Consider the following 26,824-nt stretch of genomic DNA (forward strand, 5'->3'; position numbering starts at 1 on the left):
GGATGTCGACGATCACCGCGCGGAACTGGAGCAACTGGTCGGGCTTCGTGCGCGCCGAGCCGAAGCTGGTCGCCGCTCCAACCGACGCCGGCGAGCTTGCCGATCTGGTGCGCACGGCACCTGGGCCGCTGCGCGTGGCGGGTGCTGGCCACTCCTTCACGCCGCTGGTGGCATCGCAAGGCTCGATCGTTTCCCTGGAGAAGATCGAGGGGCTGGTCTCGCACGATGTACAAAGCCATCGCGCGCGGGTGCGGGCAGGGACGCGGCTCGGCCCGCTGATGCACATACTGCAAGGCCTGGGCCAGGGCCTGCCCAATATGGGCGACATCGACCGTCAGGCGATCGGCGGCGCGCTGGGCACCGCCACCCATGGTTCCGGGCTGACGCTGGGCGCTTACCACACCCGGTTGGAGACGGTGCAGATCGTGGACGGGCGGGGCGAGTTGCGCGAATTCGATCGGACCCGCGACCAGGACATGATCCATGCGATGGGCGTTGCGCTCGGCGCCTTCGGCATCTTGACCGAAGTCACGCTGAACAACATCGCGACCTACCGGCTGCGCCGCCGCAAATGGGTGCTGCCGATCGCCGACATGCTGCGCGATTTCGAGATGATGATGGCCGCGCACCGGTCGGCCGAATTCTACTACATTCCGTTTTCCGGCTACGCGCAGTTCATCGCCAGCGACCTCAGCGACGCGAACCCGACCACCAGGCCGACCGACGACGACGAGGCCGGCCTGGCGACACTACGCAAGCTGAGCCGGGGGCTGCGCCGGCTGCCGTGGCTGCGCCGCTCTTTGATCCGCGGCGCCGTGAAGAAGGTGCCGGCCGAGGATTATGTGCAGGACTGGCTCAACGTCTATGCCAGCGACCGGCAGACCAAGTTCAACGAGATGGAGTATCATCTGCCCTTCGAGGAGGGGCCGAAGGTGATCACGCAGATCATCGAGCTGACCGAGAAGCACTTTCCGGAAGTTTATTTTCCGATGGAGGTGCGCTCGGTGGCACCCGACATGTTCTGGCTTTCGCCCTTCTACAAGCGTCTGACCTGCTCGATCGCCATTCACCACGATGCCGCCAACGACCCTGAGCCCTTCATGCGGGCGGCCGAGCCGATCTTCCGCAGGCATGGCGGCCGGCCGCATTGGGGCAAGATGCACAGCCTGAAGGCGGCGGATTTCAAAAAGCTCTATCCGCGCTGGGATGATGCGATGGCTGTTCGGCGAGACATTGATCCCGAGAACCGTTTCGTCTCGCCCTACATGGCCGGCCTGTTCGGCATCGGTCGATGAGCGGCTATTTCACCACGCTGTCGGATGCGTTGAGGGCGGCCGGCGTCTTTCAGCCTTGTCTCGTGCTCGACCGCGACCGGCTGGACCGCAACATCGACCTGGTGAAGCAGAGACTGGCGCCCGGCCTTGCCATGCGGCTGGTCGACAAGTCGCTTGCTTGCCTGCCGCTGCTTTCGCACGTCGCCGAGGCGCTCGGCACCCATCGCTTCATGACGTTTCATCCGCCGATCACAAGGGCCGTGCTCGACGCTTTTCCCGATGCCGACATGCTCTATGGCAAGCCGATGCCGGTCGGCGCGGCAAGGCAAGCGATTTCAAGCGGCACCGCCGACTGGTCGCGCGTCTGCTGGCTGATCGACAGCGAAGAGAGACTGGCGGAATACGGCGCTCTGGCCGCCGAACTCGACGTCGGGTTGCGCATCGCTTTCGAGATCGATGTCGGGCTGCATCGGGGCGGGTTCGCGGAACCGCGCGCGCTGTCGAAGGCATTGAACGCGCTGCCCGCCCGGCTGCGCTGCGAAGGCGTCATGGCCTACGAGGCGCACGCGCCGCACATTCCCGGTCTGTTCGGCGGTCCCCAAAAGGCGCTGGCAGAGGCGTCGCAGCGGGCCGCGGCATTCATCGCGGCTCTCGGCGAGGACCAGCGCCGAACACTGAACATCGGCGGCTCGAAGACGGCACTGCTTCACCATGGCGGCATGGCCAACGAAGTGTCGATCGGGTCGGCCTTCGTGCTGCCCGGGGATTTCGACACGCCCGGCCTCGACGGCTTCCAGTCCGCGGCCTTCATCGCCACGCCGATCCTCAAGGTGGTCGAGCCGATGCTGCCAGGCCCGCCGGCGGTCACCCGCCTGCTGCAGACGGTCGGCCGGTTTCCGCGCAAGGGTTGCTATCTCTATGGCGGCAAATGGATGGCCGAACCGGTGTTTCCCGAAGGCATGGAGACCAATGGCCTGCTTGGCCTTTCCTCGAACCAGCAATTCATGGGCCTGCCCGGCGATGCCACCACCAGGTCAGGCGACTACGCCTTCCTGCGTCCGACGCAAAGCGAGGCGGTGCTGCAGCAGTTCGGATCGATCGCGGTTTTTTCGGGCGACAGGCTCGTGGACCGCTGGCCCGCGCTGCCAATGGGGTAGGCATGGTGCCTCGTTACGATGAGTCCAAACCAGACGCTTCGATGTAACAGACCGACCGTCAACCCAAAGCCACGATGCGCCGGCGACCAGCAGCCGCATGCTTGGAACAGTCAGCGAGCCTATCCGCCTCCAGACGGGGTCATCGTTGACCGGCCTTCTCGGCGAGATATCGAGTAGCCAACGCGATTGAATTGGGGATAGGTGTCGATCCTCTATAGTTGGCAATTTGGCGCCTGGAGATTTCCAACTGGAGCGCCATCCCCTCAAGCGAGAATTTCAGCAGATCGTCCATGATATGGCGGAATTCCCGGTTCTCCATACCAACTGAGGGCAGGGTATCGATCCATTCGGCTGTCAACTCGACTCCCCCGTCCCACTCGATTGCATTGCCGTCTTCGTTAACCCGCATGGTTCCAAACAGCTCGTCATTGTCGCGAAGCGGAATGAAGTGTCGATGGCTATTCAATACTGGATTCAGGTCAACCGTATTGGAGCGGCCGTCTCGCCAGGTGATGCGCACGCGGCGGCCATCAATCATGGTGACCGAGGCGATCCTGGGGAGCGGATTGCCGACTGTTACGATGTCGTCAACCATTGAGGCGGGTCCATTCATTGCGCAACTCCTCTTCATGCGAGTTAGCCCAAGCGATTACGGCATCGAGGTCTTTGCGATGCATTTGGCCACGCAACACGTTCCATGAGCCAATCCTGATCAGGACTTCATACTCACCCTTCAACGCGTGATGCCGTCGAGAACCTTCAAAGTGGGCATGTGGCTGTTCCATCGTGCCAAATTTAACGCATAGGGTGCACTAAATCAAGCGAAAGTGCACTGGGTGCACCAAAGCGTCGCATTTCATCAGTTTGATCGATATTGCGCGTGACGTAAATCGACGACCCCGGCCCTGCGTTCTCGTCCGCGCGGCCGCCGTTGTAGCTACCGGATTGAGCTCGGACGGTCGCGCCGAACGGCCGGCCTTGGGTAGCGTTTCAGCGGTAGCGCGCCTGGTTCCAGCGGTGGCCAAGCAGCGACAGGATGATGATCAGCCCGTTGAAGAACTGCACATAGAAGCCGCTGAGGCCGGCAGCGACGACGCCGGTCTGGATGAACGCCACCGTCAGCGCGCCGATGGCGCCGCCAAACACGGTACCGATGCCGCCCCAGGTCGGCGTGCCGCCGACGAACACCGAAGCCAGCACCGGCAACAGATAGCCGTCGCCGGCGGTTGGCCACCAGGTGAAGTTGATCATCGTCGAGAAGGTGCCGCCGATCGCGGCCCCGATGCCGACGAAGACGAACACCTTGACCTTCACCCGCTTGACGTCGATGCCCATCTGCTGGGCGCTGTCGGGATTGTCGCCGACCACCTTCACCTGCGCGCCGAAGCGGTGGCGGTTGTAGAGCAGCGCGGCGAACACGACGAAGGCGAGCGCCCACAGGATCTGTACCGGAATCCCGTAAACCTGGCTGGAGAAGATCGTATAGGTCCAGCTTTGCCCGAGCGTCGGCAGCGCGGTCGACTTGCCTTCGTTGATGATCTGGATCAGCCCGCGCAGCAGGAAGTTCATGCCGAGCGTGGCGATCAGCGACGACAGGCTGCCATAGACGACCAGCACGCCGACTAGGAAGCCGAGCAGCATGCCGGTGGCGAGTGCTGCGACGATGCCGAGGAAGGGATCGTAGCCGGCCTGAACGACCAGCGCGAAAACCCAGGAGGCAAAACCCATCGTCGCCGGAAATGACAGGTCGATTTCGCCGGCGGTGACGACAAAGACCAGCGGCACGACCACGAACAGCGCGACCGGCAGCGTGGTCAGCACGGAGCTGTAAAGAAACCAGGTGGTGAACACCGTCGGATTGGCGATGGTGAAGGCGACCATCATCACCACGAAAACGCCGAGCGTGCCCAGCGCCGCGCGATTGTCGAGAACGAAGCCGCGCAGCAAATGATCCGACGGGTGCTTCCACGCCGCTTCGCCCATTTCGGTATGGGGCGAGGGAGCCTGGCGATTGGGCTCGGCGATGTTGCTCATGGCCTTGTGTCCTCCGCGCGCTGGGCTTCGCCCAAGCCGGGCAGTCCGCCGGGATGCGCGAGGTCTTCCATGAAATTGACGAGCGTGTCGGCCGACTTGATGTCGCGCTTGTCGGCCTGCAGCGCCACAGTGCCACGATCGAGCACGACGAAACGGTCGGCGATGTCGAAGACATGGTGGATGTTGTGGCCGATGAACAGGATCGAGCGCCCGCTCGCCCGCACCTGGCGCACGAAGTGGAAGACCTTGGCGGTTTCGGTCAGCGACAGAGCCGTTGTCGGCTCGTCGAGGATGATCAGGTCGGCCTGCTTGTAGATGGCGCGCGCGATCGCCACGCCCTGGCGCTCGCCGCCGGAAAGCTGGCCGACGACGGACTGCGGTGTGAACACTTTCGAAGTGAAGCCGATCTCGCGCATAAGCCGGCTCGCCTCCCTGATTTCGGTGCCGACTTTCAGCCAGCCGAGGAAGCCGGTGAGTTCGCGTCCCATGAAGATATTGCGCACGATGGTCTGCTGCACGGCCAGCGCCCGGTCCTGGAACACGGTCTCGATGCCGGCGTCGCGCGAGCGCGCCGCGTTCCAGCCGGTGACCGGCTTGCCGCGAACGAGGATCTCGCCGTTGGTCGGCTTGACCGCGCCGGCGAGGATCTTGATCAGCGTCGACTTGCCGGCGCCATTGTCGCCGATCAGTCCGACCACCTCGCCGCGGTCGACGCTGAGATTGACCCCGCCAAGCGCGTAAACCTGGCCGTAGGATTTCGTGATGTCGCGCAGTTCGATGATGCGTTCGGCCATCGGGTCCTCGCTTGCTTGTCGCATGCCGGGCCTCGCCGGCGGTCCCGCCGGCCGGGCCTGAGCCCCCGGCCGGCGGCTTGGGAGGTCAGCGCAGTGCCTGCTTGGCCAGTTCGGCGACGATCTTGTAATTCTCAGGCGTGACGAAGCCGGCGCCGGTATCGACATTCATCGGTGCCAGCCCCAGCACCACTTGCTGGCAGAGGCTGAGGATCGGCAGATAGCCCTGCATGAACGGCTGCTGATCGGCGGTCAGCTGCACCCAGCCGCCCTTGAAGGCCTCGACGATCTGCGGGCTGGTGTCGAAACCGAAATTGAAGATGTCGCCCGGCTTCCGGCCCGCCGCCGTCATATAGGTCTGGACGTTGCCGAGCATCTGTCCGCCGGGGTAGCCGACGGCCTTTACGCCGGGGTTGTTGAGCAAGGCGGCGGTGATCACCGGGATCGCCAGATTCGGATCGGCCGCCCATTCGGTTGCGGAATTGATTTGAACGACATCGATGCCGGCCTCTTTCAAGGCGGAGACGGTTCCTCGCTCGCGGGCGCCGCGGCTCTCATTCTCGAACGGGCCGATCATGATTGCCTTGTCACCGGCCTTGAGCTTGGCCAGCTTGAAGGCTTCCGCGCCGAGCGCGCGGCCCTGCTGTTCCTGCTGCGCGCCGACATAGCCGCCGCCGAAGGCCGTCACCACCGTCGGCACCGGCACGTTCTGGTACATCATCTTGATGCCGTCCTTATGCGCTTGTTCGGCCAGCGGCATGATGGCGGCGTCGCCGGGGTGGCCCATCATGGCAATACCGTTGGGCTTGACGGCGACCGCCTCGCGCAGCTGCTGGACCATTTTTTCGATGTCCCAGCCTGAGAAGATGTAATCCACTTTCGGTCCGAGATCGGCCGCAGCCTGCTTGGCGCCATTGTAGACAATGGTGCCGAAAGCGTCGCCCTCGGCGCCGCCGACGAAGAAACGGATGTGGACGTCCTTGCACCATTGCGCGTCGAGCGCCTGTGCCGGCAAGGTGGAGATGGCGGCGGCGAGCGCCGTGGCGGTCGCCACCACGGTCGTGCGCAGAAGTGTCGTTCTCTTGGCGATGCTCATGCACGTTCCTCCCTTTTGTCCTCGCGAGCGAGGGTTTCGACATCTGCTTCGGCAATCCCGTCCGGCTCCTCCCGCCGGCCAATCCTCACGTCGGGTTCGGCAGGTAGCTCAGGCCTCCCCTGCATTGCTGGAGGTATTCCAGCGCGCGGACCTGGCCTGTCATTTCAAGATCGTCGCGATAGACCGGGTCGTGCCAACCTTCGATGTCGATGGCGCCCTTGTATCCGGCCAGCCGCAATTCGCTGATCACCCGCGTCCAGTCGCTGTCGCCGAAGCCGGGCGTGCGCATCTGCACGAAGGGCAGGCGGCCGAAGACGCCGTGCTCGCGTATGACATCCCAGCGCACCGTCGCGTCCTTGCCGTGGACATGGAAGATGCGATGCGCCCATTTGCGGATCTGCGGGATCGGGTCGATCAGATAGACCAACTGATGGCAGGGCTCCCATTCCAGACCCAGATTCTCATCCGGCAATTCGTTGAACATCAGTTCCCAGGCGTCCGGATTATGGGCGATGTTCCAGTCGCCGGCGGCCCAGTTGCCATCCATGGCGCAATTCTCGAAGGCGATGCGCACGCCCTTGTCGGCCGCGCGTTTGGCCAATTCGCCCCAGACTTCGCGGTAGCGCGGCAGGCTGTCGGTCAGCGGCTTGCCGCGGATGCGGCCGGTAAAACCGCTGACCAGATTGGTGCCGAACAGATGCGCGCTGTCGATCACCGTTTCCCAGGCCTTGAGCACGCCGCGGTCGGTGTCGCCGCTCTCGAGTGGATTGCCGAACACGCCGATCGAGCTGACGCTGACATCGGCATCGCCGATCGCGTCGCGGATCTCGCCGGCGAGCCGCCCCAGGTCCTTGCCGCCCAGCGTCTGCCAGAAGAAGGGCTGGACGCTCTCGAAACCGAGCGGCAGGATCTGCCTGACATAGGCGGCCAGGTCTTCGAGATTGGCCCGCACCATGGTGCCGATCCTGATGTCGAGAAGCGGGTCCGCCATGGTCATCCTTCCTGCCTGGGGATTTCGATCCGGCGTCCGGTCTCGGCGCTTTCGATCGCCGCGAAAACCATGGCCAGGCTCTTGATATTGTCGGCGCCGCGCGTCTCCGGCTCGGTGCCGGTTTCCACGGCGCGGACGAAATCTTCCATGACGCCGAGATGCCCGCCGATGCGGTCGGCAGGGTCGAGCGGCGGCACCGCTACCGGCACGACCTTGTCGAGCAGGCCTTCGCGTTCCGGCAGCACGGCTTCGGCCTTCAACTCGTCATGACCATCCCAGGTCAGGCTGCCGCGTTCGCCGACGATGCGCCAACTGCCTTCCCAACTGGTGCGGAAACCGTCGGCGCACCAACTGCCGCGATAGGTGAACATCTTGCCCTGGCCGAGCTCGAAGGTGGCGCTTGCCGACGATCCCTGCCGGTACCAGGAATTGGCCGGCTCCCATTCCCGGCAATACACTTCGGTCGGCTCGCCATCGACCATGTAGCGGGCGGCGTCGAATGTATGGATCGCCATGTCGAGCAGCAGCACATGGCGCATGCCTTCGCGGAAACCGCCGAAATGCGGCGCAATGAAAAAATCGGCATGGATGCTGGTCGCAGCGCCGATGGCGCCGGAGCCGAGGAAGCGCCGGATGCGCCGGACGTTGGCGACGTAGCGGCGGTTCTGCACCACGGCATGGATGCGCCGGGCGCGCCGCGCATCGTCGATGATGGCGCGCGCATTGTCCGGGCTGTCGGCCAGCGGCTTTTCCGTCAACAGATGACAGCCATGGGCAAAGGCCGAATTCGCCACGGCGCGACGGGCGGCAGGCACGACCACGTCGAACACCGCATCGGGTCTGGTCTGGGAGAGAACGACGTCGAGATCGGTCCCGATCGCGACCCCGGCGAGGTCGTATTCGCGTGCCCGCTGGCGCGCCCTGTCGGCGTCGAGGTCGACGAGACCGACGATCTTGACGGCAGGGGATTGGCTGATGGCCTCGAGCCAGGTTTTGCTCATGGCTCCGCACCCGACCAGGACGACGTGCATCATCCAGCGCTCCTCCGGCCAACCCCTCCTGGCTGGCACCCACGGCAGTCCGTAAATGACTTCCGTAAACGTTTACGATGACACACCCGATGGCATATATTGTCAATCGGATTTGTACCGTCGGCTCTGAAACGCCTTGGCCGCACGACCGGCTGGTGCTAGCCAGAAGCAGGAGGGGGAGGTCTTGGCGTCCAGCATTCACGATCTTGCGCGGCACCTGAACATTTCGATCGGTACAGTCTCGCGCGCGCTTAACGGGCGCGCCGACGTGAACGCCGAGACACGCCAGCGCGTGCTCGAGGCGGCCCGGAAGCTCAATTATTCACCGAACCACTCGGGCAGGAACCTACGCCGCGGCACCACCCATGCCGTGGCTTTCATGCTGCAGCCGCATCCGGGCGACCAGCAGTATGGCGAGCCGTTCTTCATTCCGTTCCTCACCGGACTGCAAGCGACATTGGCCGAGTGCGGGCTGGACCTGATCATCGTCATGGGCGCGCCGGCGGATTATCAACAGGAGCGGCTGCGCCGCGTCGTCGAGACGCGTCGTGCCGATGCCGTCGTACTGGCCTGGACGCGGCGCGAGGACGATCGCATCGACTATCTGAGCAAGGCCGGCTTTCCCTTCGCGACGCTCGGCCGAAGCCGGTCCGGCGACGACAGCTATCCCTCTCTGGATCTGGATTTCGAGAAGGCGGGCGCCGATGCGGTCGACCGGCTGGTTGCGCGTGGCCACCGCCGCATCGCCGCCATCCGGCCGTCGCTTGACCTGAATTTCGGTTATCTGTTTCTGGAGGGTTATTGCAAGGCGCTGCGGCGGCACGGCATCGAAGTCGATCCCGGCCTGATTGTGGACGGTTTTATCAACGAAGCCGGTGGCTACGCGGTGACACCGCAAGTCATGCGGTCGAAGGATCCGCCGACCGCGATTATCTTCAACAACGACTCGATGGCGCTCGGCGGCTGCAAAGCGCTCGCCGAAATGGGGATCAAGCCCGGGCAGGATGTCGCGGTGATCGTCATCGTCGACACGCCGCTCTGCCGTTATTTCTCGCCGGCGCTGACCGGCTTTCGTCCGAGCCTTGACCCGATGGGGCGGCGGCTCGGCGAAATCCTGCTCGCCTCGCTCCCGGCTTTCGCCGGCGCGAAAGGGCCAGAGATCATTCGCGAGGTCTGGCCGCTGGAACTGGTGGCGCGCGATAGTGATTGACCACACGTTTGTATCGTTATAACAGAACATACATCGACCTTGCCTCGACGCTGCCTGCATCCTAGGCTGCGACTCGTGATGGTCCCCGCGCCGCAAGGCGAGGGGTGAAAAGGGAACATGGTGAGGCCCGTTTTTCGGGTCGAAGCCATGGCTGCCCCCGCAACTGTAAGCGGCGAGCAAAATCCGAGAAGCCACTGGCCGGCAAGGCTGGGAAGGCAGGATGGCGCAACGACCCGCGAGCCAGGAGACCTGCCATCTGCATGGGTTGACCGGACGGGGTGTGCCGGGAGGAGACGCGGGGTTCGGTCTTGTCGACCGGTTCAAGCCAGCTTCCTTCCGTCGCCATTTTTGAAAGTGACGGAAGTTGGACGGCTCCATCGATCGCATTCACTGCATTCCCATGCATCGCATCATCGTGTGCACGCTTTGCCGCGATATCGCCACCGAGGTGAATTCAGGCCAGCGTCCGGCAGGATTGGCAAGCAAGACGCTGGCCCGTATTCCGGCAGGCCCTGCAAGGAATTGCCCATGACCGCGCCGCTTCTCGAGGCCCGCGACCTGGCCGCGGCGGCGGATGGCCTGCATCTGGTGCATCCGGTCAGCCTTTCGGTGGCGGCGGGCGACCGTCTCGCCATCATCGGTCCCAACGGCGCCGGCAAGACGACATTGCTGCGCATGCTGTCGGGCATGCTGCGGCCGAGTTCGGGCGAAGTGAAGCTCACCGGGCGCCTGCTGGACAGGATTTCGACCGCCGAGCGGGCGCTGCACATCGCCGTCGTCGGCCAGACCGATCAACCGGATCCACGGCTGGCGGTGATCGATTATGTCGAGCTCGGCCGGGTTCCGCATACCGGCCGCAGGCACAGGAGCGAGGAACGCGACATTGTCGTCGAGGCGCTGCGCCGGACCGGGCTGTTGCCGCTGCTTGGCCGCACCATCGGCTCGCTGTCGGGCGGCGAGCGCCAGCGCGCCCAGCTTGCCCGCGCCATCGCACAGGAGCCGAAGATCCTGTTCCTCGACGAGCCGACCAACCATCTCGACCCGCGGGCGCGCAGCGAGTTGCTCGAACTGGTTGCAGGCCTCGGCATGACCGTGATCGCGGTGCTGCACGATCTGGCGCTGGTGACGCCTTTCGCCACCAGGGTCGCGGTGATGAGCCATGGCCGGTTGCATGTGCTGGCGCCGCCACGCGAAGCACTCACTCAGCAGCTGATCCGCGAGATCTTCGGTGTCGACGTCTTTAGGTTGCGCCACCCGACGGAGGACCGCGAGCTGACGGTGTTCGAGGTTCCGAACCGTGCCGCGCCATCTTCGTGAGCGCAGATCCAATTCCCGTGCAACGAAGGAGCAACATCCGTGAAACGCCTTGCCGTATCTCTTGCCTTCTCCCTGCTGGCCTCTACGGCCTTCGCCTTTCCGGTGACGGTCGACAGCTGCGGCAAGTCGCTGACCTTCGACGCGCCTCCAAAGCGCGCTGTCATTCACGATCTCAACATGGCCGAGATGGCCTTCGCCCTGAAGCTGCAGCCGTCGATCGTCGGCCTGACCGGCATCACCGGATGGTACAAGGTCGGCCCCGAATTTAAGGCCGAGCAAGGCTCGATCCCGGAACTGGCGCCCAAATATCCGACGCTGGAAAACCTGGTCGCTGTCGAGCCCGACTTCTTCTTCGCCGGTTGGTACTACGGCATGAAGCCGGGCGGCGAGGTGACGCCCGATACGCTGGCGCAACACGGCATCAAGACCCTGGTGCTGACGGAAAGCTGCGTCCATCTCGACAAGAACCGCCCCGCCGCTTCGATGGACCTGCTCTATGGCGATGTCGAGAAGCTGGGCAAGATCTTCGGCAAGGAGGCCGAAGCGGATAAGCTCGTCTCCGGCTGGAAGGCGCAGCTCGCCGAAATCACGGCCAAGGTCGGCGCCCGCAGGGGAACGCGCGTGTTCCTCTATGATTCCGGCGAGGACAAGCCGTTCACATCAGGCAAGTTCGCCATTCCCAACGCCATGATTTCCGCGGCCGGCGGCGACAACATCATGGCCGACATGGACACCAGCTGGGGCAACACGGATTGGGAGACGGTGGCCTCGCGCAATCCGCAATTCCTCATCCTGCTCGACTATCAGGATGGCGGCGGCTACCGGAAGCTGCTCGATTTCCTGAAAGCGCATCCGGCAATGAAGGAGACGGACGCGGTCAGGAACGAACGCTTCGTGGCGCTTCGCTATGCCGAACTGACACCCGGGCCGGCCAATATCGACGCGATCGGCAAGATTGCCAGGGCGATGCATCCGGAAGCGTTTTAACCGGGAACATGACTTTGCGGCACAAGGCATTCGTATTGGCCATGACGGCGGCCGCGTTGGCTATGGCCGCGCTCGCGCTGCTATCGATCGCCTATGGTTCGACGATGATCCCGCTGGGCGACGTCGTTGCAGCACTTGGCCATGCGATCGGATTGAAGGGGCATGACGTGTCCGGCCCGGTCGGCAGGATCGTCGTCGACCTCAGATTGCCGCGCACCATCCTGGCCATCTGTCTCGGCGGCGGCCTGGGCGTGGTCGGCGCGCTGTTGCAGACGGTGACGCGCAACGATCTTGCCGATCCGTTCCTGTTCGGCCTCTCGTCGGGAGCCGCCGCCGGCGCTGTCTCCGTCATCACCGTCTTCGGCGACAGTTTCGGGATCTGGACGCTACCGATCGCCGCGTTCACCGGCGGTATTCTGGCGGCTTGCGTTGTGCTTTTGCTGGTTGCGCGGGTGAGGGGACAAGGCCCCGAACGGCTGATCCTCGCCGGACTTGCGGTCTCCTTCATGTTCACCGCATTGACCAATTACCTGGTCTTTGCCGGTGACCAGCGCGCCGCCCATTCGGTGCTGTTCTGGACGATGGGCGGGCTCGGCCTGGCGCGGTGGGACAATATCTGGCTGGGTGCGCTTGGGGCCGGCACGATTGCGGCGTACGGGCTGTGGAATCATCGCCGGCTGGACGCTTTCCTGGCCGGCGAAAATGCCGCCGAAAGTCTTGGCGTGCCGGTGGCGCGAATGCGACGGACGACGTTTCTGGTCGCCGCGTTTTCGACCGCGATCCTGGTTTCGGTCGCCGGCGTCATCGGCTTCGTCGGCCTCATGATCCCGCATCTGTCGCGGCCGCTGGCTGGTACGCTGCATCTGCGCCTGATCGTAAGTTGCGCGCTGTTCGGGGCGGTGCTGTTGCTGGCAAGCGACCTTCTGGCGCGCACATTGCTGCCGCCGCAGGAACTGCCGATCGGCATCATCACCAGCTCGCTCGGCGCCTTCTTCGTTGTCACCATGCTGATCCGCAACCGCTTGTAATGGGTGTCGCGGCGGCCGAAATCATCGGACGCAGCCATGATTGTGCTGCACGGCTGCCATGCACGTTTGCCGGCTTCTGGAACAATGCCGGACTTGAATGATAAGCACGCTTATTATATATGCCACTCATGGTTTCCGAAGGCGTAGACAGATTGGGATTTTTGATCCACGACGTGCAGCGGCTGATGCGAAAGCGCTTCGAAGCGCGCGCCAGCGGCCTTGGCCTGTCCTCGGCGCAATGGCGCCTGATGGTTCGCGTCGCCAAGGAAGCGGGCGTTTCGCAGGCGCGGCTTGCCGAACTGCTTGAAATCGAGCCGATCAGCGTCTCGCGGCTGGTTGACCGGATGGAGGAGGGCGGCTGGATCGAGCGCCGCTCCGACGCCGCCGACCGCCGCGTGCGCATGATCTTCCCAACTCCCAAGGCAAGTGCCGCGTATGCGGAGGTCAAGAGCCTCGCCGGCGAAGTCTATGAGGAGTCGCTGACCGGCGTTTCGCCGGACGATCGCCGCGTCCTGATCAGGGCATTGGATGCGATGGCACAGAATCTCGCGGATGGCGATTCACCGTCCTGCGACAAGGTCAAGAATACGGAAGGCGCAGCAGCATGAACGCGGTAGCCAAGGTCGACGAAAACGCCGCCAAAGTGGAAATGGAAGCGCCGCAGCAGCCGGCCGCGGCCCCTGTTACAATGACACCTCCGGCAGAGCCGGCGCCGGTGCCAAAGAAGAAGCGCCGTCTCGGCCGCTTCTTGTTGATGTTCGCACTGCCGGCGGCGTTGGTCATTGGTGGCGGCTATGTCTGGGTCACTGGAGGGCGCTACCAGGAGACGGAGAACGCCAACCTGCAGCAGGCCAAGGTATCGATCGCCTCGGACACGGCGGGCCGCATCGTTCAGGTTGCGATCTCGGACAATCAGAGGGTGAAGCAAGGCGATCTTCTCTTCGCCATTGACCCCGAGCCTTACCGGATCGCACTTGCGCAGGCCGACGCGGCGGTGGCCGCCGCGCGGCTCAACGTCGAACAGCTGCGCGCCGCCTACAGCCAGGCCATGGCGCAGGAGAAATCCGCCAGCAGCGAAGTTGCCTATGCCCAGTCGCAATACGACCGTGCCGCCGATCTCGCCCAGAAAGGTATCAACGCCAAGTCTTCGCTCGATGAGGCCAGGAACGATCTCGATAAGGCAAAGCAGCAGCTTGCCGTCGCCCAACAGGGCATCGTCAGCGCCAAGGCGGCGCTGGGCGGCAATCCCGATATCGAGACCGACAAACATCCGACCGTGATGTCGGCGCTCGCAGCGCGCGACAAGGCTGCCTACGACCTGGCGCAGACCACGGTGAAGGCGCCTGCCGATGGCGTCGTCTACCAGGCCGCGTCCTTCAAGGTCGGCCAGTATGTCGGCTCCGGCACGCCGCTGTTCTCGCTGGTCGAGACCGGCGATACCTGGATCGACGCCAATTTCAAGGAAACACAGCTGACCAATATGAAGCCGGGCCAGAAGGCAGAAATCGTGGTCGACACCTATCCGGGCAGGACCTTCGAAGCGACCGTCAAGGCTATCGGCGCCGGCACCGGAGCGGACTTCTCGCTTCTGCCCGCCCAGAACGCTACCGGCAACTGGGTCAAGGTCACCCAGCGCATTCCGGTCCGCCTGGAGCTGAGCGATCCCGACGCCAAGATGATGCTGCGCACAGGCATGAGCGCGGCCGTTACCGTCGACACGGGCGTGGCGCGCGGCCTGCCTGGCATTTTCGGCCACGCCACGGCTGGCGAGGTCGCGAAGTAAATCAGCGGAAGCCCGCGGGGATCATGCGGGTGGACGCACTGAGCAGGGGGATTGGTCTGATGGGAGGAGTGGAAGGGTCAGCCTTCGGGGCAAACCGCATCGCGGCTTGATCGAAAGCTGAAATCTTCGACACGGACCCGTCGGTCCTCATGTTTCCGGGCGGCAGGCATCCGCTCAATCGAGACTTTCGGTCGATGTAACCCCCACATCGATAATCGCGTCCCACCGCGATGAGGGTCTCTCAACGGAAGGCTTTGCCGCCCGGAAACCCTGTGTACACGTTTTTGTTACCGGCTGGAAGTTCCGCATCATGAGCACGCCAGAACCTTTCAAAGAAGTGCCGCATCGTGGCCTGATCACGGTTGCGCTCATGCTGGCGACGATCATGCAGGCGCTCGACACCACGATCGCCAACGTCGCGCTGCCGACCATGACCGGCGATCTCGGCGCCTCGCCCGACAACATCAACTGGGTGCTGACCTCCTACATCGTGGCGGCGGCGATCATGACGCCGGTCACCGGCTGGCTTGCGGACCGTTTCGGCCGCAAGGAACTGTTCCTGACGGCGGTGGTCGGCTTCACCATCTTCTCGATGCTGTGCGGTCTGGCCTGGAGCCTTGAAACCATCGTGTTGTTCCGGCTCATGCAAGGCGTGTTCGGCGCCGCGATCGTGCCTCTGTCGCAGACCTTCCTGCTCGACATCAACCCGAAGGAACGCCACGGCCAGGCAATGGCCATCTGGGGCGCCGGCATCATGCTGGGGCCGATTCTGGGTCCCACGCTTGGTGGCTGGCTGACCGAGAATTTCAGCTGGCGCTGGGTGTTCTTTATCAACCTGCCGGTCGGCATCGTCGCCTTCCTTGGCATGGCCGCTTATCTGCCGGCCATTGCGCGGCGGGTGCGAAGCTTCGATTTCTTCGGCTTCGCCATGATATCGCTCGGCGTCGGCGCTCTGCAGCTGCTGCTCGATCGTGGTGGCGAGGTCGACTGGTTCTCGTCGGTCGAGATCTGGATCGAGCTTGGCCTTTCGATAACCGGCTTCTGGGTGTTCATCATCCACACGATGACGGCAGAGCATCCCTTCATCGACCCCAAGATCTTCCTCGACCGCAATTTCGTGACCGGGCTGGCGTTCATCTTCGTCATGGGCGTGCTCATCCTGGCGAGCATGTCGCTGCTGCCGCCGATGCTGTCGACCATCTTCGGCTATCCGACCATCACCATCGGCATCGTGATCGGGCCGCGCGGCGTGGGGACGATGATCTCGATGCTCGTCGTCGGCCGGCTCATGAGCAAGGTCGACGCCAGAATCCTCGTCGTCATCGGCTTCCTCCTGACCGCGCAGTCGCTCTACACGATGGCCGGCTTCTCGCCCCAGATGGACAACTGGCTGATCATCACTTCAGGCATCATCCAGGGCCTGGGAATGGGAATGGTATTCGTGCCGCTGTCGACGGTGGCCTTCGCCACGCTTGACGTACGCTTCCGCACCGATGCCACGGCTTTGTTCAGCCTTGTGCGCAACCTCGGCTCGTCCATCGGCGTATCGGTCGTGACGGTGCTCATGGTGCGCAACACACAGATAAATCACGCCGAGCTTTCCACCTTTATCAATCCGTTCAACCCCAATCTGTGGGCGGTTTCGCCGGCGGCGGCCGGCGGCGACCAGATGGCATTGTCCCAGGTCGACAGGATGGTGAACATCCAGGCGATGATGATCTCTTACGTCAACGACTTCAAAATCCTGATGATAATGACGCTGGCCGCCATTCCGTTCGTGATCCTGCTGCGCAAGCCGAAGACGGCGCCGGCTGGCGGCGCGCCGGCGGCACATATGGATTGATATTCGCCGACGGCTGTCCGCTGCCGGCGATGCCGCTGCCGGCGATGGCTTTGCTACCTTCCGAGCACCAGGGCCCAGTAGCGGAGGCCGGGGTCGCGGCCGTCGCGGACATAGGCAAGCCCGAAACGACTGAAGTCCGGGTCGAGTATGTTGCGCCGGTGGCCGGTCGAATGCATCCAGATATCGAACAGTTTCTGCTGGTCGAAGCGGCCTTCGGCGATGTTCTCGGCCGCAGCGCCGTGCACACCATTGTCCTTCATGCGCGAGGCGAAATCCTTGCCCCAGCCGGTGGTGTGACTCATGCGCGTCCGCGACGCCATGTAGCCGGCCTGCTGCAACGCCGCCTGTTCGAGCTGGGTGTCCGCGGTCAGCGGAGTCCGCCCGGCCGCAGCGCGCAAGTTGGCCAGGGTGGCCGTGGCGGAGGAAGAGACACCTGCGCCCTCACCGGTGGGCACGGAAACGGTGGTGCAGGCGGCAAGCCCGGCAATGGCCGCAAGGCCGATCAGCAAGGAGCGTCTTGTCCGGCGCGGTTCTGGAGGGAGGTCGATGACAGTGTTCATTCCTGCCTGCATAGTCGCGATCATGGCTTTTGACGGGCAAGCCGAAGAAACTGTCGAGGAAATTGATGCCTTGGCCTTCGCTGATCGCACCGCGTAGTCTTCAAACGTTGCGTTTGGCCATCCAGCTTCGAATGGCCCATCGTCCGGGAAATCCGATGCCGAAGATCGCGCGGCTTCTGCCGGGCAGCGATGACAATCCCGTGATAGCCTGTCTGGAACCATCGATTTGGCGACAGCCCCTGGCAAATCGGGTATGCTGTTACATCTACTAGTGGCAGCTACGGGCGGCCATCACGGTGGTGACCGCCCCCGACAACGGGAGGAAGCTTATGGCTAGCTTTCATGTCATGGCGGACGCGCGTGGTATGCATGTGCAGCCCACGGTGCGCCACATCACCACATCGGACCTCTGGGATGCGCTGCGGCTCGGTGCCGAGGATTTCTGGGCAAAACCGTCTCACTACGTTTTCCTGTGCTTGATCTATCCGATCGTCGGCCTGATCCTGACGCAGTGGACGTCTGGCTCCAACGCCATTCAGCTCGCCTATCCCTTGATGTCGGGTTTCGCCCTTGTCGGCCCTTTCGCCGCGCTCGGCCTCTACGAGATCAGCCGCCGGCGCGAGCTCGGCATGAACACCAACTGGCGGCATGCCCTCGATGTCCGCCACTCGCCGGCGGTGCCTTCGATCGCGGTCATCGGCATCATGCTTTTCGTGCTGTTCCTGTTGTGGCTGTTCACCGCGCAGTCGATCTACACCAGCCTGTTCGGCGACCAGCCGCCGGCTTCGATCGACGCCTTTGTCCGCGACGTGCTGACGACCAGCAAGGGCTGGACGTTGATCCTTCTCGGCAACGCCGCCGGCTTCGTTTTCGCCGTGATCGTGTTGGCCACCACTGTCGTCGCCTTCCCGCTGCTGCTCGACCGTGACGTCGGCGCCGTTTCGGCCATAGAAACCTCGGCGCGGGCGGTGATGGCAAATCCGCTGCAGATGGCTCTTTGGGGCCTGACGGTCGCGGTGCTGCTGGTGATCGGTTCGATCCCGCTGTTTGCCGGGCTCGCGGTCGTTATGCCCATCCTTGGCCATGCCACCTGGCACCTCTACCGCAAGGTGGTGGAACCGGAGCGGACGCAGCAGACAAGACGGCCGATGTAGACCAACGCCGGGGCCGCCGCTGGGCTCAGCGCTGTGCGTCGGTCGCCATCTTCAGCGCCAGCGCCGTCAGCACCCCTCCCATCATCCAGCGCTGGATGACCAGCCACAAAGGCCGCCCGGCGAGAAACGCGGCGATCGAGCCGGCCATCACCGCGATGATGGCATTCACGGTCAGGCTGATCGAAATCTGCGTCGCGCCGAGCACAAGAAGCTGAGACAGGACATGGCCTTTGCCAATGCTGATGAATTGCGGCAGCAGCGACAAATAGAGCACCGCCACCTTCGGATTGAGCAGATTGGTCATCAGGCCCATGGCGAACAGCTTGCGCGGCCCGTCTTTCGGCAGGTCGCGCACCTGGAATGGCGAGCGTCCGCCCGGCTTCACGGCCTGCCAGGCCAGCCACAGGAGATAGAGCACGCCGGCAAAGCGCAGCGCGTCATAGGCGAAGGGTACGGCCAGCAGCAGCGCCGTGATTCCGAATGCCGCCGACAGCACATAGAAGAGAAAACCGACGGCGACCCCGCCAAGCGAGATCAACCCGGCCTTCGGCCCTTGCGACAGGGAGCGCGAGATCAGGTAGATCATGTTTGGACCCGGCGTCAGCACCATGCCCAGGCAGACCAGCGCGAAGGCGAGGTGGTTGGCGGTATCGGGCATTGTTCGTCCCCAGGCGTGCCGCGATGGATGCGATCCAGCGTGCAGCCATTATGTGCCCGTTGCGGCAGGCGCCCACAAGGGCTTGGCGGCGTCGGGCGTTGCGCCAGAGTTCGGTTAACCGACCACGCGCAGGTTCGACAATTCGTTGCCGATTTCCTTGAAATCGTTGGACAGGCTGGCGCCCGTCGCATTCCAGAACAGCTTGGCGGGTTTGCTCGGATCCGCCGGGTCCTTGCGGAAGCGCGAGACCGACGAGCATGATTTCAGCGCATCGATGGCGTTCTTGTCGGTGGTCTTGGTCGTGGACAGGTCGAGAGCCACTGTCATCACCATGATGTTGGCCGCCTTGGCGTTGTTGCAAAGCGTCGTCATCTGCTCGTTGAGCGCGCTGGTGTAATTGCCGTTCGAATAGTCGAACTGGCCGATGGCGCTCGATGTGCCCATGAACAGGCGCCCGACCGAGGTGCCGGCATAGCCGGGCTTGAGATAGCCGTAGGACGCGTAGGTCGACTTCGAATCGGCGGGGTCGGAATAGCTGAGCGAAGACGGCGTGTAATAGGTGTTGGCGCCGTCGGTCAGCACGATCACCACCTTGTCGTTGCCTTTTTCTGTTTCCGGGCGCCCCTGCGTGAACGGCTCGCCGCTCGAGACCACCCGCCAGCCCCAGCCCATGCCCTCGGGAACATTGGTGCCGCCATCCGGCTGCATCAGGTCGATCGCGGCTTTGATCGTGGCGAGCCCATCGGCGACGCTGACGTCGGTCAGCGGCGTGATCGGGTTGGTGGTGCAACTGTAGTTCGGGCCGTTGCCTGCGGGCAATACCGGCGCATCGATCGGCCGCGGCTGGAAATATTTGGTCATGTTGCGCAGCCGGGCTTGGCCGCTGCTGCTCGAAGGATCGTCGTTCCACCAGCTGTTGATGGCGCCGTAGGTCTTTGGTGCGGCTTCGTTGGGATCCTGGGTGATCTTCCAGTGATTGCCGGGTTCATCCGGGGCGAACATCGGCACGAACATCGTCGCCGGATCGCCCACGCCTATCCCGGTGTTGGCCGAGCCGCCGGACGGCGGGGCGTCGTTGACATTGTAGGGGTAGGGCCGGGCTTCGACACAGCCTTGCCAGCTGGCGAACGGACCGTAGGAATCGACATAGTCGTATGCGTCGTAACTGCGCTTGCAGGTATTGTTCCAGTTGTATTCAGCACAAACAACGTGCTTGCTGTTTTTAACACGCTCATGGCTGGTGACGACCTTCATGTCGCGGTAGAGCGAAAACCGGGTCAGCATCTGGCCTTCCTCGTCGCCCCAGCCGGTGCCGCGTTTGTACCAGATGCCGTTGGTCTGCTGGGCGTATTTGTTGGCGGCGTTCAGCGTCGACCAGTCGAAATTCTCGTTCGACACCGGTGACAGGCCCTCGGTGTCCATCCAGGACGCATTGCCATTGCCAGGACCGACATTGACCGAGGCGGCAAAGGGTACGAGGCCGAACTGCACCGGCTTGTCGACCTGCTTGATCATCGCGGCCTGTTGGGCAAGCGTGTCGACCAACTGCTTCGCCGCGGTCTTGAGGAGATCGATGCGCTTCTGCCCCGAGCCGGTTCCGGGCGTGACCATCGATCCGGAATTGTCGAGCACCAGCGCTACTTCGAGCGTGTTCTTCAGCCGCACCTCCGAGCACGCGGTGAAGCCGATATTGGTGGCGCCGGTGCCGCCGAGCAGTATCTTCGCCGTCGGCAGGAAGTAAGGATTATAGGTCAAGGTGCCGCAAAGCTTCATTGTTCCGCCGCCAGCGGCGTTGCTGGGCAAAGTGAGGTTGAGCGTCGTGTTGGCGGGATCGACATCGTTCAGATTGGCATTGAAGAAGTCGAGCGCATAGGCCCTCAGCTGGTCGTCGGTGGCGCCTTCCGTCACGCGGCGCGCCGTGGCGAAGTTGGCGGCGTCGAGCGCGTTCAACACCGTCTGCTTTTCGCGGTTCATTTCCGTGAAGTCGACCGCGAGCGCCAGCCCGCCCATCAGCGGGACCATCGCGAAGGCCGTCACGAGAGCATAGTTGCCGCGCCTGTCGCGGCGGAATTGATGCCAGATTTCACGCATGTCTTGCAGCGGCCCCCGCCGGCGGATTCTCGTTCGATGCCAGCTTTCCACAAAACGCTGAAGGACGGGTTTGGGAAACCGCTCGATTGCTTGGTTCGCGCTTCACCAAGCACTAACCAATCTGGAGCGGCCCCCCGGTGCCTCCAAAAAACGACACCCCGCCGGATGCAGGGCGTCGACGTGGAATTCGTCGGATCAGCTGACGATGCGCAGGTTGGACAGCTCGTTGCCGATCGCCTTGAAATCGTCGGACAGCGTTGCGCCCGTCGAATTCCAGAACAGCTTCATCGGCTTGCTCGGATCGGTCTTGTCCTTGCTGAAGCGGGAATCCGAAGAACAGGCCTTCAGCGCATCCATCTGCGTTTTCTCCGCTGTCTTGGTGGCGTCCAGATCAAGCGCGATGGTCATGACCATGACCCCGGCGGCCTTGGCGTTGTTACACAGGGCGGTGAAATGCTCGTTCATCGCTTTGGTGTAGTTGGCGTTGGAATAATCGTCCTTCGCGACATTGGCGCTGGTCCCCAAGAACATGCGGCCATAGCTGTAGCCGTTGCTGTAGGGGACGACGTAACCGAGAGCCGAATAGATCGCCTTGCTGCCAGCCAGGTCGTTACCGCCAGAACTCCAATTGGTTCCAGAGTAGGTCTGCGCCGTCACCGAGGTCGGCGTGTAGTAGGTGTTGGCGCCGTCGGTCAGCACGATCAGTACCTTGTCGTTGCCTCTTTCCGTTTCGGGCCGGCCCTCGGTGAAGGGTGCCGTGCTGGAAAGGCTCCGCCAGCCCCAGGCCATGCCTTCCGGCACGTTGGTGGCGCCGTCGTCGGCCATGGCATCGATGGCGTTTTTGATCAAAGTTGCGCCGGCTGTCGTGGAAACATCGGTTAGTGGCGTGATTGCCGTCGTGCTGCAGCTTGTATTCGGCCCGGCGTCCATGCCGTAGGCCGGCGTGACCTTGTTCACCCAGTCGAAATATTTTGGCATGTAGCGCTGGCGTGCGGCGTCGGACGCGCCTGAACTCACTGGGGCGTCGACATCCCAATTGTTATTGGCTGGCCTTGAAGAGCTATCGACGCGGTCGGTTTCGTCGGGCGCGAACATCGGCACGAAAAGCGTTGCAGGCAGTGTTGTCGATGCAGCTGTGTCCTGGATATTGTATGGATATGGACGCGACTCGACGCAGCCACCCCAACTCGCGACCGGCGCATAGGTGAAGGTCGCGTTCGATGCACAAGTACCGTCCCAATTCTTGAGACTGCACGCTGAAATGCGTTTCATCTGTTTGTAGATCGAGAACCGGGTCAGCGGCTGGTCTTTCTGGCTCGCGTCCCAGCCGGTGCCTTTCGCGTACCAGATGCCGGCAATCTTCTGCGCGTATTTGGTGGACGAAAAGGACGAACTCATGGTCGTCCAGTCGAAATTCTCATGATGGATAGGCGATATGCCGGTCGTGTCCATCCACGCCGCCGAAGCGTTGCCCGCACCGACATTCACCGAGGCGGCAAAGGGAACGAGGCTGAACTGGACCGGCTTGGTGACCTGTCTCATCTGCTGGGCCTGGCCGGCCAACTGGTCGACCAACTGCTTGGCGGCGCTCTTGAGAAGGTCGAACCGCACCTTGTTCGAGCCTTTGCCGAGCTCCTTCATCGAACCGGAATTATCAAGCACCAGCGACACTTCCAGCGTGTTCTTCAGGCGCACTTCGGAGCAGGTGCTGAAGCCGATATCGGTGCTGCCGGCGCTGCCGCCCAGCAGTAGTTTAGCCGTCGGCTCGAAATAGGGTTTGTAGACCAAGGTCGCGCAGAGCTTCAGCGTCCCGCCGCCTGTGTTGTTGTTGGGCAGCGTCACGGCCAGCGTGGTGTTGGCCGGATCGATATGCGCGAGATTGGCTTCGAAGAAATTCTTGGCATAGGCCACGGCGTCGGCGTCGCTGGCGCCGGCAACGATCTGCTGGGCCGTGGCGAAGCCGGCCGCGTCCAAGGCGTTCAAGGCGTTTTGCCTTTGGCCCACCATTTCCGTATAGTCGACGGCGATCGCCACGGCGCCCATCAGCGGCACCATGGCGAGCACGGTCATCAGCGCATAATTGCCACGCCGGTCGCGTCCGAATCTTCGGATCATTGTCACAGCTGCCCCGCCAAATCGATAGTCAGTGGGGACGGTGTCATAAATCGTTAAATTTCAGGTTTCTGGAATATATCCAAGGTCAGGCTGCATTTTCAAAGCTCGTTAACCAACCAGTGAACGGTGGCGGATGCCGGTACAGGCGGGCGAAAGCTGGTGACAGGCTGGGCCGGTTCGGATAATTCCAACCGGCTGCGGCGAACCGTCGGCTGCGGCACCGCAACGATCATGACTGAAGGATACGGCATGGCGGCCTCGCCTGACATCATCGGTTCGCTCGAAGACGTGTCGAAGAACTATTCGGCCATTCTCTGCGATGTCTGGGGCGTGGTGCACAATGGCGAAAGGCATTTTCCCGCGGCTGCGTCGGCGCTGACGGCAGCCCGTACGGCCGGCATTCCCGTCGTCCTGATCACCAATTCGCCGCGCCGCAGCGCCGACGTCGTGGCCCAGATGAACGTCATCGGCGTTCCCCCATCGGCCTACGACCGCGTGGTCACCTCGGGCGACGTGACCCGCGACCTGATCGTGGAAGGCCCGCGAAAGATCTTCCATGTCGGCGCCGAGCGAGACTTGACCCTCTATGACGGGCTCGACGTCGATCTCGTCGAGGAGTTCGAGGCATCCGGCGTCGTCTGCACCGGCCTGTTCGATGACGAAGTGGAGAAGCCCGAAGATTATGCGGAGCTGCTGCGGCGGTTGCGCGCCAGGAACCTGCCTTTCATCTGCGCCAACCCGGATATCATGGTCGAGCGCGGCGAACGCATCATCTGGTGCGCCGGCGCCCTGGCACGCGACTACGCGCAGCTCGGCGGTCGCACGCTGATAGCCGGAAAGCCTTATGCGCCCGTCTATGATGTGGCGATGAGGGAGGTGGCGGAGATCCTTGGCCGGCCGGTCGAGCGCCGCCAGGTGCTGGCCATCGGCGACGGCATGCTGACCGATATCAAGGGCGCCGCCGACAACGGTTTCGACGTTCTCTATGTCTCAGGCGGCATTCATGCCCGCGACTATGGCGATGCATCGCAACCGGATCCCGCAAGGCTCGCCGCGTTTCTTGACAGGCACGCCTATCATCCAGTGGCCGTCATTCCCAGGCTGCGGTAGATGGCGATGGACGCTTTCCAGCACCTTTCGGCAACCGCTCCGCTGCCCGCCGATTTGCGCGGCGGCGTTGTCGCGATCGGCAATTTCGACGGTGTCCATCGCGGTCATCAGGCGGTGCTCGAACGGGCATTGGCGGAGGCGCGGCGGCGTGGCGTGCCGGCGCTGGTGCTGACTTTCGAACCGCACCCGCGAAAGATATTCAGGCCCGAGATACCGCTGTTCGTGCTGACGCCGCCGCCGATGAAGGCGCGGCTCCTGTCGCTGCTGGGCTTTGCCGCGCTCGTCGAACAGCCTTTCACGCGCGACTTCGCCTCGCTATCGGCGGAAGCCTTCGTGACCGACGTGCTTGAGAGAACGCTTGGCATCACCCATGCCGTGACCGGCTTCGATTTCCATTTCGGCAAGGACCGCCAGGGCGGGCCGGCCTATCTGATGGCGGCTGGCGAGCGCCATGGCTTCGGCGTCACGCTGGTCGATGCATTTCGGGACGAAAGCGCCGAGGTGGTTTCATCGAGCCGCATCCGCGCCTTGCTTTGCGAAGGCGCGGTGGCCGAGGCCGCCGGCCTGCTCGGCTATCGCTTCACGGTGGAGAGCGAAGTCGTGGGCGGCCAGAAACTGGGGCGAACGCTCGGCTTTCCGACCGCCAACATGAGGCTTCCCGCCGAGGCCACCCTCAGGGAAGGCATCTATGCCGTTCGCTTTCGCCGCGCCGACGGAAGGCTGCATGATGGCGTTGCCAGCTTTGGCCGCCGTCCGACCGTCGACGATGATGGCGCGCCGCTTCTGGAAACCTTCGTCTTCGATTTTTCCGGTGACCTCTATGGCGAGATCTGCCAGGTGTCGTTCTTCGGTTACCTGCGCAGCGAGGTGAAGTTCGACGGGCTTGATGCGCTGGTCGCGCAGATGAAGCGCGACGAGGCTGAGGCGAGAGCACTGCTGGCCGGCGTCAAGCCACTTTCGCAACTCGACGCGGCCATGGCTTTTTGAAGCATGGTCCGGTTTTCGGGTTAGATCATGCTCGAATCAGACGTTACTTTTTCAGCGCCAGACCGACGGCGATGAAGGTCCAACCCTGGAAGATCAGGTCGATTGCCAGGAACAGGCCGAGCACCCATACGCTGTTGACCGGCCAGCCCATAGCTATGATCAACCCGGCGATCACGCTGATGGCGCCGGCCGCGACGATCCAGCCCCAGCCGCGCTCAGGCCGGTGGCTGTAGCCGACCCAGGCGCGCAGCACGCCGGAAGCGACAAGCGCGACGGCCAGCAAGAAGGTCAGCACCGCCGAGGCCAGCAGCGGGTTGTCGAAGGCGAAAAAGCCCGCGACCGCGTAGAGCAATCCGCTGAGCAGCCAGTAGAAGAAGCGGCCCCACGTCTTGACCCCGAAGGCATGCATGATCTCGATGATGCCGGCCACCAGCATCAGCCACCCCACGACATAGACGGAAGCCACCGTGGCGATGAAGAGGTTGCCAAAGGCAATGCCGCCGAGGATCAGCAGCAACACGCCCAGACCAACAAACCACCCCCACTTTCCTCGCGTCTGTCCGATCGCGTTCTTCAGTGCATCGCCGTGCAAAGTCATGTCGCCATCTCCATCGAGGACCGCCAGCAGGGGATGAAGTTACCCTTGGTGCCGACCCGCGTCCAGCCGACGGCGGCCGGATGGTGAGCAATGCGAGCCGGACGTCTCGACCTTAAATCAAATTTTACCAAAGCCTCTTCAAAGCTGTGACCGAAAGACAGTCGTATCGTGTTAATGGGGTAGTCATGAGTCCGGTCGGGAAAATTTCTGCAGCCTTGGCTACCGTCATGCTGGCTACCTCGGGTGCGGCCGATGCCGGCGAGGGCGCCTTCGGCTGGCTGTCCGGCGATTGGTATCTGACGGTCGGCGCCACCGGCATGGTGGCGCCTAATTTCGAGGGCGGCAAGAAGTACCTGCTCAGCGCCTCGCCGATCATCTCCTTGGGCAAGGCTGGCCCGGCGGCCCGCTTCACCTCACGCAACGACAACATTTCGCTGGCGCTGGTCGATGACGGCGGCGTTCGCGCCGGCCTGACCGGCAAGTTCCTGTTCTCGCGCGACGATGGCGATGCCGACGAGTTGAAGGGCCTCGATCCGGTCCGCTGGGGCGGCGAGGTGGGCGGCTTCTTCGAATTCTATCCGACGGACTGGATACGTGCGCGTGCCGAGCTGCGGCACGGCATCCGCGCCCATAACGGCTTCGTCGCCGACATCGCCGCCGACGCCTTCTACGATGTGACGCCAACCGTCAGGATCTCTGGCGGGCCGCGCGTCTCGTTCGCCTCCGCCAAATATTTCGACGCCTATTACGGCGTCGACGCGCAGGAAGCCGTGGCCTCGGGGTTGAACCAGTATAATCCCGGCGGCGGCCTGAAATCGGTCGGCCTTGGCGGTGCGGTGACGTGGAAGGTGACCGACCCGATGACCGCCAGCCTGTTCGGGGAATATTCACGCCTCGAAGGCCCGGCCGCCGATTCCAGCCTGGTCAAGGAGCGCGGCGACCGCAACCAGTTCATGATCGGCGTATCGACGACCTATCGCTTCGATTTCAAGATGTAGCCGGTATCGGC

Annotated in this window: 24 protein-coding genes and 1 riboswitch; of the genes, 13 read left to right on the forward strand and 11 right to left on the reverse strand. The window is 63.2% G+C overall.

All coding sequences use genetic code 11. From position 1 onward, the window contains the following. Positions 1 to 2 precede the first annotated feature (2 nt). Positions 3 to 1,295, forward strand: coding sequence for a D-arabinono-1,4-lactone oxidase (locus FJ986_RS01420; protein WP_140673217.1), 1,293 nt, complete (start codon positions 3 to 5; stop codon positions 1,293 to 1,295). Continuing rightward, on the forward strand, positions 1,292 to 2,431 hold the full coding sequence (locus tag FJ986_RS01425) for a DSD1 family PLP-dependent enzyme (RefSeq protein ID WP_140673219.1): 1,140 nt from the start codon (positions 1,292 to 1,294) through the stop codon (positions 2,429 to 2,431). Before FJ986_RS01420 ends, FJ986_RS01425 begins: the two co-directional genes overlap by 4 nt. A 139-nt stretch (positions 2,432 to 2,570) precedes the next feature. Here FJ986_RS01425 and FJ986_RS01430 read toward each other — a convergent pair whose 3' ends face one another. The 6 genes from FJ986_RS01430 to FJ986_RS01460 form a co-directional block, all read right to left on the reverse strand. After that, the gene (locus tag FJ986_RS01430) at positions 2,571 to 3,026 is read right to left on the reverse strand and encodes a DUF2442 domain-containing protein (protein ID WP_181181840.1); all 456 of its coding nucleotides are present in this window, start codon (positions 3,024 to 3,026) and stop codon (positions 2,571 to 2,573) included. Between the two features lie 395 nt (positions 3,027 to 3,421). Next, the gene (locus tag FJ986_RS01440) at positions 3,422 to 4,465 is read right to left on the reverse strand and encodes an ABC transporter permease (protein ID WP_140565109.1); all 1,044 of its coding nucleotides are present in this window, start codon (positions 4,463 to 4,465) and stop codon (positions 3,422 to 3,424) included. Continuing rightward, the gene (locus FJ986_RS01445) at positions 4,462 to 5,259 is read right to left on the reverse strand and encodes an ATP-binding cassette domain-containing protein (protein WP_140560600.1); all 798 of its coding nucleotides are present in this window, start codon (positions 5,257 to 5,259) and stop codon (positions 4,462 to 4,464) included. Before FJ986_RS01445 ends, FJ986_RS01440 begins: the two co-directional genes overlap by 4 nt. An 85-nt stretch (positions 5,260 to 5,344) precedes the next feature. Beyond that, the gene (locus FJ986_RS01450; RefSeq protein ID WP_140565111.1) at positions 5,345 to 6,352 is read right to left on the reverse strand and encodes a substrate-binding domain-containing protein; all 1,008 of its coding nucleotides are present in this window, start codon (positions 6,350 to 6,352) and stop codon (positions 5,345 to 5,347) included. Between the two features lie 85 nt (positions 6,353 to 6,437). After that, the gene (locus FJ986_RS01455) at positions 6,438 to 7,343 is read right to left on the reverse strand and encodes a sugar phosphate isomerase/epimerase (protein WP_181165126.1); all 906 of its coding nucleotides are present in this window, start codon (positions 7,341 to 7,343) and stop codon (positions 6,438 to 6,440) included. A 2-nt stretch (positions 7,344 to 7,345) separates the two neighbouring features. Further along, entirely contained in the window at positions 7,346 to 8,377 is a 1,032-nt protein-coding gene (locus tag FJ986_RS01460) for a Gfo/Idh/MocA family oxidoreductase (RefSeq protein ID WP_140631406.1), read from the reverse strand. Between the two features lie 181 nt (positions 8,378 to 8,558). Between FJ986_RS01460 and FJ986_RS01465 the strand changes: the two genes are divergently transcribed. The 7 genes from FJ986_RS01465 to FJ986_RS01495 all read left to right on the forward strand — a co-directional run bounded on the left by FJ986_RS01465 (position 8,559) and on the right by FJ986_RS01495 (position 16,542). Continuing rightward, positions 8,559 to 9,584 (forward strand): LacI family DNA-binding transcriptional regulator, encoded by a 1,026-nt coding sequence (locus FJ986_RS01465; protein ID WP_140494255.1) that lies wholly within the window; start codon positions 8,559 to 8,561, stop codon positions 9,582 to 9,584. 62 nt (positions 9,585 to 9,646) lie between these two features. Further along, positions 9,647 to 9,856, forward strand: a riboswitch (cobalamin riboswitch). 256 nt (positions 9,857 to 10,112) lie between these two features. Continuing rightward, positions 10,113 to 10,901, forward strand: coding sequence for an ABC transporter ATP-binding protein (locus FJ986_RS01470; RefSeq protein WP_140557112.1), 789 nt, complete (start codon positions 10,113 to 10,115; stop codon positions 10,899 to 10,901). Positions 10,902 to 10,940: 39 nt separating this feature from the next. Further along, positions 10,941 to 11,888: an ABC transporter substrate-binding protein gene (locus FJ986_RS01475; RefSeq protein ID WP_140521643.1), complete on the forward strand. Its 948-nt coding sequence runs from the start codon at positions 10,941 to 10,943 to the stop codon at positions 11,886 to 11,888. An 8-nt stretch (positions 11,889 to 11,896) separates the two neighbouring features. After that, positions 11,897 to 12,916, forward strand: a complete 1,020-nt coding sequence (locus FJ986_RS01480; protein ID WP_181170923.1) for an iron ABC transporter permease — start codon at positions 11,897 to 11,899, stop codon at positions 12,914 to 12,916. 128 nt (positions 12,917 to 13,044) lie between these two features. Further along, positions 13,045 to 13,524, forward strand: a complete 480-nt coding sequence (locus FJ986_RS01485; RefSeq protein ID WP_140495025.1) for a MarR family winged helix-turn-helix transcriptional regulator — start codon at positions 13,045 to 13,047, stop codon at positions 13,522 to 13,524. Continuing rightward, complete coding sequence (locus tag FJ986_RS01490; RefSeq protein WP_140494249.1) at positions 13,521 to 14,699, forward strand: HlyD family secretion protein; 1,179 nt, start codon at positions 13,521 to 13,523, stop codon at positions 14,697 to 14,699. Before FJ986_RS01485 ends, FJ986_RS01490 begins: the two co-directional genes overlap by 4 nt. Positions 14,700 to 15,009: 310 nt before the next feature. Next, on the forward strand, positions 15,010 to 16,542 hold the full coding sequence (locus FJ986_RS01495) for a DHA2 family efflux MFS transporter permease subunit (protein ID WP_140494247.1): 1,533 nt from the start codon (positions 15,010 to 15,012) through the stop codon (positions 16,540 to 16,542). A gap of 53 nt (positions 16,543 to 16,595) precedes the next feature. On the opposite strand, the gene FJ986_RS01500 is transcribed toward FJ986_RS01495, so the two are convergent. Then, positions 16,596 to 17,102 carry a CAP domain-containing protein gene (locus tag FJ986_RS01500; protein ID WP_140515544.1) on the reverse strand — a complete coding sequence of 169 codons (507 nt, stop codon included), beginning with the start codon at positions 17,100 to 17,102 and terminating at the stop codon, positions 16,596 to 16,598. A gap of 329 nt (positions 17,103 to 17,431) precedes the next feature. On the opposite strand from FJ986_RS01500, the gene FJ986_RS01505 reads away from it, so the two are divergent. Continuing rightward, positions 17,432 to 18,256 carry a DUF2189 domain-containing protein gene (locus FJ986_RS01505; protein ID WP_140673227.1) on the forward strand — a complete coding sequence of 275 codons (825 nt, stop codon included), beginning with the start codon at positions 17,432 to 17,434 and terminating at the stop codon, positions 18,254 to 18,256. Positions 18,257 to 18,281: 25 nt separating this feature from the next. On the opposite strand, the gene FJ986_RS01510 is transcribed toward FJ986_RS01505, so the two are convergent. The 3 genes from FJ986_RS01510 to FJ986_RS01520 form a co-directional block, all read right to left on the reverse strand. Then, a complete protein-coding gene (locus FJ986_RS01510; protein ID WP_140583801.1) occupies positions 18,282 to 18,914 on the reverse strand; it encodes a LysE family translocator in 633 nt (210 codons plus the stop codon). Between the two features lie 114 nt (positions 18,915 to 19,028). Next, positions 19,029 to 21,005 (reverse strand): TadE/TadG family type IV pilus assembly protein, encoded by a 1,977-nt coding sequence (locus FJ986_RS01515; RefSeq protein WP_181169905.1) that lies wholly within the window; start codon positions 21,003 to 21,005, stop codon positions 19,029 to 19,031. A 195-nt stretch (positions 21,006 to 21,200) separates the two neighbouring features. After that, complete coding sequence (locus FJ986_RS01520; protein WP_140673229.1) at positions 21,201 to 23,120, reverse strand: pilus assembly protein; 1,920 nt, start codon at positions 23,118 to 23,120, stop codon at positions 21,201 to 21,203. A gap of 249 nt (positions 23,121 to 23,369) precedes the next feature. Here FJ986_RS01520 and FJ986_RS01525 point away from each other — a divergent pair, with 249 nt between their 5' ends. Then, positions 23,370 to 24,230: a TIGR01459 family HAD-type hydrolase gene (locus FJ986_RS01525; protein WP_140673364.1), complete on the forward strand. Its 861-nt coding sequence runs from the start codon at positions 23,370 to 23,372 to the stop codon at positions 24,228 to 24,230. Positions 24,231 to 24,236: 6 nt separating this feature from the next. Further along, entirely contained in the window at positions 24,237 to 25,217 is a 981-nt protein-coding gene (locus FJ986_RS01530) for a bifunctional riboflavin kinase/FAD synthetase (protein ID WP_140495019.1), read from the forward strand. A 43-nt stretch (positions 25,218 to 25,260) separates the two neighbouring features. Here FJ986_RS01530 and FJ986_RS01535 read toward each other — a convergent pair whose 3' ends face one another. Further along, positions 25,261 to 25,815, reverse strand: a complete 555-nt coding sequence (locus FJ986_RS01535; protein WP_140521651.1) for an HdeD family acid-resistance protein — start codon at positions 25,813 to 25,815, stop codon at positions 25,261 to 25,263. 227 nt (positions 25,816 to 26,042) lie between these two features. Here FJ986_RS01535 and FJ986_RS01540 point away from each other — a divergent pair, with 227 nt between their 5' ends. Further along, positions 26,043 to 26,813 carry a MipA/OmpV family protein gene (locus FJ986_RS01540; RefSeq protein ID WP_224519163.1) on the forward strand — a complete coding sequence of 257 codons (771 nt, stop codon included), beginning with the start codon at positions 26,043 to 26,045 and terminating at the stop codon, positions 26,811 to 26,813. The last annotated feature ends 11 nt before the right edge of the window (positions 26,814 to 26,824 follow it).

Source organism: Mesorhizobium sp. B1-1-1 (assembly GCF_006442955.1).
Classification (GTDB): Bacteria; Pseudomonadota; Alphaproteobacteria; order Rhizobiales; family Rhizobiaceae; genus Mesorhizobium.

What these genes read in the sequence shown, in the direction of transcription:
- FJ986_RS01430 (WP_181181840.1), bottom strand. Translation starts at nt 3,026, where the DNA reads ATGGTTGACGACATCGTAACAGTCGGCAATCCGCTCCCCAGGATCGCC.
- FJ986_RS01505 (WP_140673227.1), top strand. Translation starts at nt 17,432, where the DNA reads ATGGCTAGCTTTCATGTCATGGCGGACGCGCGTGGTATGCATGTGCAG.
- FJ986_RS01515 (WP_181169905.1), bottom strand. Translation starts at nt 21,005, where the DNA reads ATGCGTGAAATCTGGCATCAATTCCGCCGCGACAGGCGCGGCAACTAT.
- FJ986_RS01455 (WP_181165126.1), bottom strand. Translation starts at nt 7,343, where the DNA reads ATGGCGGACCCGCTTCTCGACATCAGGATCGGCACCATGGTGCGGGCC.
- FJ986_RS01450 (WP_140565111.1), bottom strand. Translation starts at nt 6,352, where the DNA reads ATGAGCATCGCCAAGAGAACGACACTTCTGCGCACGACCGTGGTGGCG.
- FJ986_RS01500 (WP_140515544.1), bottom strand. Translation starts at nt 17,102, where the DNA reads ATGAACACTGTCATCGACCTCCCTCCAGAACCGCGCCGGACAAGACGC.
- FJ986_RS01470 (WP_140557112.1), top strand. Translation starts at nt 10,113, where the DNA reads ATGACCGCGCCGCTTCTCGAGGCCCGCGACCTGGCCGCGGCGGCGGAT.
- FJ986_RS01490 (WP_140494249.1), top strand. Translation starts at nt 13,521, where the DNA reads ATGAACGCGGTAGCCAAGGTCGACGAAAACGCCGCCAAAGTGGAAATG.
- FJ986_RS01425 (WP_140673219.1), top strand. Translation starts at nt 1,292, where the DNA reads ATGAGCGGCTATTTCACCACGCTGTCGGATGCGTTGAGGGCGGCCGGC.
- FJ986_RS01445 (WP_140560600.1), bottom strand. Translation starts at nt 5,259, where the DNA reads ATGGCCGAACGCATCATCGAACTGCGCGACATCACGAAATCCTACGGC.
- FJ986_RS01530 (WP_140495019.1), top strand. Translation starts at nt 24,237, where the DNA reads ATGGACGCTTTCCAGCACCTTTCGGCAACCGCTCCGCTGCCCGCCGAT.
- FJ986_RS01485 (WP_140495025.1), top strand. Translation starts at nt 13,045, where the DNA reads ATGGTTTCCGAAGGCGTAGACAGATTGGGATTTTTGATCCACGACGTG.
- FJ986_RS01535 (WP_140521651.1), bottom strand. Translation starts at nt 25,815, where the DNA reads ATGACTTTGCACGGCGATGCACTGAAGAACGCGATCGGACAGACGCGA.
- FJ986_RS01480 (WP_181170923.1), top strand. Translation starts at nt 11,897, where the DNA reads ATGACTTTGCGGCACAAGGCATTCGTATTGGCCATGACGGCGGCCGCG.
- FJ986_RS01525 (WP_140673364.1), top strand. Translation starts at nt 23,370, where the DNA reads ATGGCGGCCTCGCCTGACATCATCGGTTCGCTCGAAGACGTGTCGAAG.
- FJ986_RS01420 (WP_140673217.1), top strand. Translation starts at nt 3, where the DNA reads ATGTCGACGATCACCGCGCGGAACTGGAGCAACTGGTCGGGCTTCGTG.
- FJ986_RS01540 (WP_224519163.1), top strand. Translation starts at nt 26,043, where the DNA reads ATGCTGGCTACCTCGGGTGCGGCCGATGCCGGCGAGGGCGCCTTCGGC.
- FJ986_RS01520 (WP_140673229.1), bottom strand. Translation starts at nt 23,120, where the DNA reads ATGATCCGAAGATTCGGACGCGACCGGCGTGGCAATTATGCGCTGATG.
- FJ986_RS01510 (WP_140583801.1), bottom strand. Translation starts at nt 18,914, where the DNA reads ATGCCCGATACCGCCAACCACCTCGCCTTCGCGCTGGTCTGCCTGGGC.
- FJ986_RS01440 (WP_140565109.1), bottom strand. Translation starts at nt 4,465, where the DNA reads ATGAGCAACATCGCCGAGCCCAATCGCCAGGCTCCCTCGCCCCATACC.
- FJ986_RS01495 (WP_140494247.1), top strand. Translation starts at nt 15,010, where the DNA reads ATGAGCACGCCAGAACCTTTCAAAGAAGTGCCGCATCGTGGCCTGATC.
- FJ986_RS01460 (WP_140631406.1), bottom strand. Translation starts at nt 8,377, where the DNA reads ATGATGCACGTCGTCCTGGTCGGGTGCGGAGCCATGAGCAAAACCTGG.